The sequence below is a fragment of the Sphingomonas parapaucimobilis NBRC 15100 genome (genome assembly GCF_000787715.1).
Taxonomy (GTDB): Bacteria; Pseudomonadota; Alphaproteobacteria; order Sphingomonadales; family Sphingomonadaceae; genus Sphingomonas; species Sphingomonas parapaucimobilis.
This window is the reverse complement of sequence record NZ_BBPI01000055.1, coordinates 1-8,662: the sequence shown is the minus strand read 5'-3', so window position 1 is coordinate 8,662 and position 8,662 is coordinate 1. Positions and strand designations below refer to the sequence as shown.

General features: G+C 68.1%; 7 protein-coding genes. 5 read left to right on the top strand and 2 right to left on the bottom strand.

Going from position 1 to position 8,662, the window contains the following annotated elements:
* Positions 1 to 70 precede the first annotated feature (70 nt).
* Complete coding sequence (locus SP5_RS19760) at positions 71 to 1,345, bottom strand: TonB-dependent receptor (protein ID WP_245613451.1); 1,275 nt, start codon at positions 1,343 to 1,345, stop codon at positions 71 to 73.
* The gene (locus tag SP5_RS19755) at positions 1,273 to 2,106 is read right to left on the bottom strand and encodes a TonB-dependent siderophore receptor (RefSeq protein WP_245613450.1); all 834 of its coding nucleotides are present in this window, start codon (positions 2,104 to 2,106) and stop codon (positions 1,273 to 1,275) included. Before SP5_RS19755 ends, SP5_RS19760 begins: the two co-directional genes overlap by 73 nt.
* Before the next feature lie 209 nt (positions 2,107 to 2,315).
* Between SP5_RS19755 and SP5_RS09510 the strand changes: the two genes are divergently transcribed.
* The 5 genes from SP5_RS09510 to nirD all read left to right on the top strand — a co-directional run bounded on the left by SP5_RS09510 (position 2,316) and on the right by nirD (position 8,582).
* Positions 2,316 to 2,897, top strand: a complete 582-nt coding sequence (locus SP5_RS09510) for an ANTAR domain-containing response regulator (protein ID WP_042487560.1) — start codon at positions 2,316 to 2,318, stop codon at positions 2,895 to 2,897.
* Positions 2,894 to 4,090 carry an ABC transporter substrate-binding protein gene (locus tag SP5_RS09505; RefSeq protein WP_042487557.1) on the top strand — a complete coding sequence of 399 codons (1,197 nt, stop codon included), beginning with the start codon at positions 2,894 to 2,896 and terminating at the stop codon, positions 4,088 to 4,090. The genes SP5_RS09510 and SP5_RS09505 overlap by 4 nt, the downstream gene beginning before the upstream one ends.
* 385 nt (positions 4,091 to 4,475) lie before the next feature.
* The gene (locus SP5_RS09500; protein WP_042487554.1) at positions 4,476 to 5,723 is read left to right on the top strand and encodes a nitrate/nitrite transporter; all 1,248 of its coding nucleotides are present in this window, start codon (positions 4,476 to 4,478) and stop codon (positions 5,721 to 5,723) included.
* 28 nt (positions 5,724 to 5,751) lie between these two features.
* Positions 5,752 to 8,232 (top strand): nitrite reductase large subunit NirB, encoded by a 2,481-nt coding sequence (gene nirB, locus SP5_RS09495; protein WP_042487551.1) that lies wholly within the window; start codon positions 5,752 to 5,754, stop codon positions 8,230 to 8,232.
* Entirely contained in the window at positions 8,229 to 8,582 is a 354-nt protein-coding gene (gene nirD / locus SP5_RS09490; protein ID WP_042487547.1) for a nitrite reductase small subunit NirD, read from the top strand. Before nirB ends, nirD begins: the two co-directional genes overlap by 4 nt.
* Positions 8,583 to 8,662: the final 80 nt, after the last annotated feature.

Sequence of the window (8,662 nt, the reverse complement as noted above, 5' to 3'; positions counted from 1 at the left end):
AAAGGCCCCACCCCAACCCCTCCCCTGAAGGGGAGGGGCTTGCGTCGATTCAACGCAATGTCGTCCCGCTCTATATCTCCAGCCGCAGCGAGGCGCGGACTGTCCTTGGCGCGCCGGGATAGATCCACAAGCGGCTGTACGAACTCGCGGCATAGCGCGCGTCGAACAGGTTGTCGGCCTCCAGCCGGAAGCGCAGCTGGTCGGTGACGGGCATTTCGACCGCCGCCTTGGCCTTTACATAGGAGGGCAGGACCAGCGGCCGTGCATCGAGCGAGCCTGCGCGGTCGCCGACATAGGCGACGCCGCCGCTCAACTGCCAGTCGCGTCCGGCGATGGGCAGTTGGTGGACGACCAGCACCGTCCCCGAATGCGCGGGCACGCCCAGCACCGCCGGGGTGGCGAAGCTCTTGTCGTCGTTGCGGGCATGGACCCAGGCATAGTTGGCGATCACCTGCCACCGGCGGGCCAGGCGCAGCGAGGCGTCGGCCTCGATCCCCCGGCTGTTCATCCGGCCGACCGGCGCGTTGAAACCGGGATCGACCGGATCGGTGGTCAGGATGTTGCTCTTGGCGATGTCGAACCAGGTCATGCCCAGGTCGAGCCCGGCCCAGCGGCCCGCAACGCCGACTTCATACCCACGCGCTTCCTCCGGCTGGAAACCCTCGCCGGTGCGGCCTGTGCCGGAATTGAGCAGGAAGGATTCGCCCCAATTGGCATGGACCGACACATGGTCGTCCACTGCATAGCGGGCGCCAGCACGGAACTTGACCGGCTCGTCAACGATCTGTCCGACCCCGCCGGTGCGGTTGTTGACGATCTTCTGCCGATAGGGATCGACCCGCGCCCCCCCGACCAGGGTCAGCCGGTCGGTCACCGCCCACATGTCCTGGACGTACAGCGTGCCCGCCCAGCGATTCTCGTCATTGTTGGTGAAGGGCAGGAGCGGCGCGGCCGTGCCGCCATAGGTCGATGCCGGATCATAGAGATCGACGGCATAGGGCGCCGCCGCCGACGGATTGCGCCGCATCCACCGCTCGCCATAGGTCATGCGATAGCCCTTGAGGCCGAGGCTCAACTGGTGCCGTCCGACCGTCCCCGCCAGCTCAAGCCGCGCGGCCAGATCGTCGATCACGAAATCGCGCGAGCGGCGCTGGCGCCAGACCTGGGTGCCCACGATGCGCGACTGGTCCGCCGAAAAGCCCTTGAGCGAGCCTGTGCGCCAGACGATCCCGCCGTTCAGCGTCCAGCCGCCGCCCAGTTGCGCCAGCCCGGTCAGCTGGTGCCGCTCGTTGCGGAAACGGGTGAGGCCGTTGGACGGCTCGCCATAATAATTCGAGCGGGGCAGGGCATTGGCATCGTCGCCGACCGCCGGGATGCCGCGATCGAACTCGTGTCGAACTGCATGAACTCGGCCAGATAGGTCAGGCGCAGCGCATCGCTCGGCGCCCAGGTCAGCGAGGGGGAGACCACCCGACGCTTGAGCGACACCGTGTCGCGCCAGCCATCGCTGTCCTCGGCCGCGACGATGATTCGCGCGGCGAAGGTGTCGGAGAGCGGCCCCGTGGCATCCGCCTCGACCCGGCGGGTGTCGAACGAGCCATAGGTCGCGGTCAGCCGGGCCGAGGAGGTGAAGCGCGGCATCTTGGAGACGATGTTGACCCGGCCGCCCGGATCGACATCGCCGAAGATCGCGCCCGCCGGACCTTTCAGCACCTCGATCCGCTCGACCGTGGCGGGGTCGCGGGGCGGCACCATGCCGCGATTGGCGATGAACCCGTCGACATAGAATTCCGCGCCGCCGTCCGGCGTGCCGAGAAAGCCGCGAATCGCGAAATTGTCCAGCACGCCGCCGCGGTTGTTCTGCTGGCTGAACCCGCTGACCAGCTCCAGCGCGTCGTTCAGGCGGTACGTGCCCGCCGCCTGCAACACGTCCTGCTCCAGCGAGCGGCTGGACTGCGACATGCGCGCGGTCGCGGGATCGGACGACAGGGTGCGGTCGACCGAGCGGCGGGTGCCCAGGACCACGATGTCCGAACGATCCTCGGCCTGTTCGCGCGTATCGGCTTCCTGCGCATTGGCGCACAGCGGCATGGCGCATGAGGCCATGGCAAGGGACAGGACGGCAAGACGGGAACGACGAAGTAAGGAGTCGGTGACGGCCATGGATGATCCGGTGATATGGTATGTTGCAACGTCTCATAGGGTGACGATTCGGCAAGGCAACACTTCGGCCCGGCTATTCTGAAAAAAACGTCATGCCGTCCTTCATCGTCCGGACTGGATGACGCGCGGCTTTCGAGCTAGTCCATCCGCCCGTGAGGATCGCGATCATCGACACCAGCACGACGCGCGCGGCGATCATCGCCGAGGGCCTGCGCGAGGCCGGATTGGACGATCAGGTGCTGATCGACCCCGCCGGGCCGATCGTCCGCCAGATCGAGGCGTGCGCGCCCGAGGTGGTGCTCATCAATCTGGAAAATCCCGGCCGTGACCTGCTGGAGGATTTTTTCGCCATGTCGCGCGCGGTGGACCGGCCGATCGCGATGTTCGTCGACCAGTCGGATGCCGAAAGCGCGCTGGCGGCGGTCGATGCGGGGGTTTCGGCCTATGTCGTCGACGGTCTGGCGAAGCAGCGGATCAAGCCGGTGCTCGACGTCGCGATCCGCCGCTTCCAGGCCTTTTCGCGGCTCCAGGCCGAACTGGCCGAGGCGAAGACCGCGCTGGCCGACCGCCAGACGATCGATCGGGCCAAGGCGATCCTGATGCGCCGTCGCGGCATCGACGAGCCGGCCGCCTATGCGCTGCTGCGCGGCCATGCGATGCAATCCAACCGGCGGATCGCCGAGGTGGCCGAGGCGATCGTGACCAGCGAGGCGCTGATGGGAGATGTGCCGTGAGTCTCGACCGGTTCCGCATCGGCTTCGTGCCGCTGGTCGACGCCGCGCTGCCGATATTGGCGCATGAGCTGGGCTTTGCCGAGGAACAGGGGGTGGCGGTCGATCTGGTGCGCGACGTCACCTGGGCGGCGGTGCGCGACCGGCTGCTCTATGGGCATACCGACGCCGCGCACATGGTCGCGCCGCTCGCCATCGCGACCGCGCTGGGCCGCGATCGTCCGGCGGTGCCGATGGCGGTGCCCTTCGTACTGGGGTTGAACGGCAACGCCATCACCTTCTCGACCGCACTGGGCGAGGCGTGCGGGCTGGGCGAGGGGCTGGGCGATCCAATCGCCGTGGGGGCGGCCCTGCGCGAGGTGGCGGCGCGACAGCGTCTGCGCTTCGGGGTGGTGCATCGCCACTCCAGCCATAACTACATGCTGCGCTACTGGCTGGCGGGGGTCGGTATCCGGCCGGACATGGATGTCGATATCGTCGTGACCAGCCCGCCCTTCGCCGCCGATGCGCTGGCGGCGGGCGAGGTGGACGGTATTTGCGTCGGCGAGCCGTGGAACTCGATCGCGGTCGATCGCGGCGTCGGGCGGATCGCGCTGGCCACCGCGCAAATCTGGCGGCGCGGCGTCGAGAAGGTGCTGGCGATGCGCGGCGACCAGGCAGAGGAGCGGCGCGACGGCGTGCTGCGGCTGATCCGCGCGCTGCACGCGGCGGCGGCGCATTTCATCGATCCCGAGACGGTCGAACAGAGCGCCGAAATCCTGTCGCGCACCGCTTATCTCGACGCGCCGGTGGGCGCGATCCTCCGCGCGATCACCGACCGCATCCGCGTGGTGCCGGGCGGCGAGCCGGTCCATTATCCCGATTTCATGTTCCAGTATCGTGAGGCGGCGAACTTCCCGTGGCGCAGCCAGGCGGGTTGGCTCTATGCCCAGATGGTACGGTGGGAGGGGCTGCCCTTCTCGAGCGCCGACGCCGCGACGGCGCAAGGGGTGTTCCGCCCGGACCTGTACCGCGCCGCGCTGGCGGGTTCGGGCGCGCCGCTGCCGGGGGCGAGTTCCAAGCTGGAGGGGGCTCTGGTCGAGCCGATCGGAGCGGGGTCGACGCAAGGACGGCTGGTGCTGGGGAGCGATCGGTTCTTCGACGGGCGGGCCTTCGACCCGGATGATATTCCGGGGTATTTGAAGGAGTTGCCGTAACGATCCTCCCCGGAACGGGGAGGGGGACCGCCGCAAAGAGGTGGTGGAGGGGGATCTCCACAAAGGGTGAACTATGTGGAAGCCCCCCTCCGTCAGCGCTTCGCGCTGCCACCTCCCCGTTCCGGGGAGGATGTTTTTGCTGCGATTGCGAAAGGGTCTTGCGCGCCGCTGGCGAATCAGGCAGTTTTCGAGTCGTCCGGCAATGGCGTCGGACACGAGATAACGGCGATCGCCGCTCCAACGACGGGGTGGCGCGCTGGCGGAAGCGGGTCATGCCCGTTCACCGCTTGGAGGCAACGAAGCCGCCAGGATGCGACCCGCAAGGGTCCCGCGTCCTGGCGGCTTTTTTCGTTTCGGGTCCCGGCGACCCCACGGAGGCGGCACGATGGCGACGGCATTCTGGGATGACGACAAGGCGGCGAAAGCGGCGGACGATGGCGGCTTCTGGGCGAGCGGTCATACGCCGACGCTGATCGCGGCGTTCCTCTATTTCGATCTGGCCTTCATGGTCTGGGTCCTGCTCGGCCCATTGGCGCCGCAGATTTCGGCCAGCCTGTCGCTGACCCCGGCGGAAAAGGGCGTGATGGTCGCGGTGCCGACGCTGGCGGGGGCGGTGCTGCGCGTCGTCAACGGCCTGCTGGTCGACCGGATCGGGCCGAAGCGGGCGGGTGCGATCAGCCAGTTGATCGTGATCGGCGGCCTCTTCTCGGCCTGGGTGCTGGGGGTGAACAGCTTTGGCGGCACGCTGGCGCTGGGGGTCATCCTGGGCTTTGCGGGGGCGAGCTTCGCCATCGCGCTGCCCCTCGCCAGCCGCTGGTATCCGCCCGAGCATCAGGGCAAGGCGATGGGCCTGGCGGGCATGGGCAATTCGGGCACGGTGCTCGCCGCCCTGTTCGCGCCTGCGCTGGCCAAGCTGTTCGGCTGGAACGCGGTACTGGGTCTGGCCTGCCTGCCGCTGACCCTCGTCTTCTTCGCCTATATGGTGATGGCCAAGGACGCGCCGGGCGCACCGCCGCCGCGCCGTCTGGTCGAGTATCTGGCGCCCCTGAAACAGGCCGATGCCTGGTGGCTGATGGGCTTCTACGCCGTCACCTTCGGCGGGTTCGTCGGGCTTGCCGCCAGCCTGCCCATCTATTTCACCGACCGCTTCGGTCTGACCCCGGTACAGGCCGGTTATGCCACGGCGGCCTGTGTCTTCGCCGGGTCGCTGGTCCGGCCGATGGGCGGCGCGCTGGCCGATGCGATCGGGGGCGTGAAGGCGCTGCTCGGCGTGTTCGCCGCCGCCGCCGTCACCCTGACCGGCGTGGCGATGGTCGACGGGTTCGCCGCCTCGCTCGCACTGTTCGTCCTGTCGATGCTGGCGCTGGGAGTCGGCAATGGTTCGGTGTTCCAGCTGGTGCCGCAGCGTTTCGCCGCCGAGATCGGCGTGATGACCGGCCTGGTCGGCATGGCGGGCGGGATCGGCGGCTTCTACCTCGCCTCGTCGCTGGGCTTCGCCAAGCAGTGGACGGGCAGCTTTTCCGGCGGCTTCCTGATCTTCGCCGCGCTGGCCCTGATCGCGCTGGCGGGCCTGATGCTGGTCAAGACCCGCTGGCGCCGCAGCTGGGGCGCGGCCGAGGGCGTGCGGATCTGATGCTTTTCCTCTTCCACGGATCGAACCGATGAAACACGAAGTCGTCACCCCCGCGAAGGTCGATACCCGCGAGCATTTGATCGTCGTCGGCAACGGCATGGCCGGATGCCGCGCGGTCGAGGAATTGCTGGCCCGCGATCCCGCCCGTTACCGTATCACCATCTTCGGCGCCGAGCCGCTGGTGAACTACAATCGGATCATGCTGTCGCCGGTGCTGGCGGGCGAGAAGACGTTCGACGAGATCGTCATCAACGGCCTCGACTGGTATGAAGATAACGGCATCACCCTGGTCAGCGGCGATCCCGTCACCGCGATCGACCGGGACGCGCGCACCGTCACCGCGCAGAGCGGCATGGTGCTGGACTATGACCGGCTGCTGATCGCGACCGGCTCCGATCCGTTCATCATCCCGGTGCCCGGCCACGACCTGCCCGGCGTCATCAGCTTCCGCGACATGAAGGATGTCGAGCATATGCTCGCCGCCGCCGAGCGGGGTGGCAGCGCGGTAGTGATCGGCGGCGGCCTGCTGGGGCTGGAGGCGGCGCATGGCCTGTCCTTGCGCGGCATGACCGTCACCGTCCTCCACCTGATGCCGACGCTGATGGAGCGGCAGCTGGACGAGGCGGCGGGCTGGCTGCTCAAACAGGCGCTGGAGGCGCGCGGCCAAACGGTACTGACTGGCGCGGACACCGCCGCGATCCTGGGCGATGGCAAGGTGGAGGCGATCCGCCTGAAGGACGGGCGCGAAATCCCCGCCGATCTGGTCGTCATGGCGGTCGGCATCCGCCCCTCGGTCGCGCTGGCCCGCGCCGCCGGGCTGGAGGTCGGGCGCGGGATCAAGGTGGACGATCACATGGTCACCTCCGATCCCCGCATCCTGGCGGTCGGCGAGTGCGTCGAGCATGACGGGCAGGTCTACGGCCTGGTCGCGCCGCTCTGGGACATGTGCCGCAGCCTGGCCGATGCGTTGACCGGCGCACCGTCCGGCTATCGCCCCACCGCCACCGCCACCAAGCTGAAGGTCGCCGGGCTCGACGTCTTTTCGGCGGGCGATTTCGGCGGCGGCGACGGCGCGGAGGATATCGTGCTGCGCGACGCGTCGCGGGGCATCTACAAGCGCGTCGTGGTCAAGGACGACCGGATCGTCGGCGCGGTGCTCTACGGCGATACCGCCGACGGCAACTGGTATTTCGACCTGCTCAAAAAGGGCGAGAGTGTCGGCGATATCCGCGACGCGCTGATCTTCGGCCAGGCCTTCGCCTCGGGAGGGGGGCAGGCGGACCCTAAGGCGGCCGTTGCGGCGCTCTCCGACACGGCGGAGATTTGCGGCTGCAACGGCGTCACCAAGGGCCAGGTCGTATCGTGCATCGCCAAGGGCGCGCACAGCCTCGACGCCGTCCGCGCCACCTGCAAGGCGTCGGCGAGCTGCGGCTCGTGCACCGGGCTGGTCGAGACGTTGCTCGCGCTCACCCTGGGCGACGAGGTGGAGGCCGGGCCGAAGACCATGTGCAAATGCACCAGCTTCGGCCATGACGATGTCCGCCGCGAGATCGTGGCGCAGGGGATGAAGTCGATCCCCGAGGTCATGCAGAAGCTGCACTGGTCGACCCCGGACGGCTGTTCGTCCTGCCGCCCGGCGCTCAACTACTATCTGCTCTGCGCGCTGCCCGGCGAATATGTCGACGACCAGCAGAGCCGCTTCGTCAACGAGCGGATGCACGCCAACATCCAGAAGGACGGCACCTATTCGGTCGTGCCGCGCATGTGGGGCGGCATCACCAGCCCGAAGGAACTGCGCGCGATCGCCGATGTGGTCGAGAAGTTCAACGCGCCGATGGTCAAGGTCACGGGCGGCCAGCGGCTCGACATCTTCGGCATCAGGAAGGAGGACCTGCCCGCCGTCTGGGCCGATCTGAACGCCGCCGGGATGGTCAGCGGTCATGCGTACGGCAAGTCGCTTCGCACCGTGAAGACCTGTGTCGGCTCCGAATGGTGTCGCTTCGGCACGCAGGATTCGACCGGGCTGGGCGTCAAGCTGGAGCGGGCGACCTGGGGATCGTGGATGCCGCACAAGTTCAAGATCGCGGTGTCCGGCTGCCCGCGCAACTGTGCCGAGGCGACGATCAAGGATTTCGGCGTGGTCTGCGTCGATTCGGGCTACGAACTCCATGTCGGCGGCAATGGCGGGATCAAGGTCCGCGCTACCGACCTGCTCTGCAAGGTCGCGACCGAGGAAGAGGCGATGGAGATGTGCGCCGCTTTCGTCCAGCTCTATCGCGAGGAGGCGCGCTATCTGGAGCGGACCGCGCCGTGGATCGAGCGGGTTGGCCTCGCCTATATCCAGTCGCGCCTGCTGCCCGATGAAGAGGCGCGCGCCGAACTCGCCCGTCGCTTCTTCCATTCGCAGAGCTTCTCGCAGGATGACCCCTGGGCCGCGCGCGTCGCAGGCGAGGAGCGCGAAATCCATGCGCCGATGGCGCGCTTCCAACCTGTTGGAGAGATGGCATGACCTCTGGTTTCTTGGCGGGCGAATGGCTCGATATCGGCTGGGTCAACGAAATCCCGGTGCGTGGCAGCCGCACGGTGCAGGTCGAGGGCGGCCACGACATTGCCGTCTTCCGCACCGGCGAGAACAAGGTCTTCGCGCTGCTCGACCGCTGCCCGCACAAACATGGGCGGCTGAGCCAGGGGATCGTCCATGGCGGCGCGGTGGCGTGCCCGCTGCACAATTGGCGGATTTCGCTGAGCACCGGCGAGGCGCTGGGCGAGGACAAGGGCTGCACGCCCGTGGTGCCGGTGAAGATCAGCGGCGGTCGCGTGCTGATCTGCCGCGCCAGCACCCTAAAGGCGGCGGCGTGAGGGTGAGGCAACATTCTCCCCTCCCCTTCAGGGGAGGGGCTGGGGGTGGGGCCTCGCCACAAGCGTTGTGCCTGCCGAAC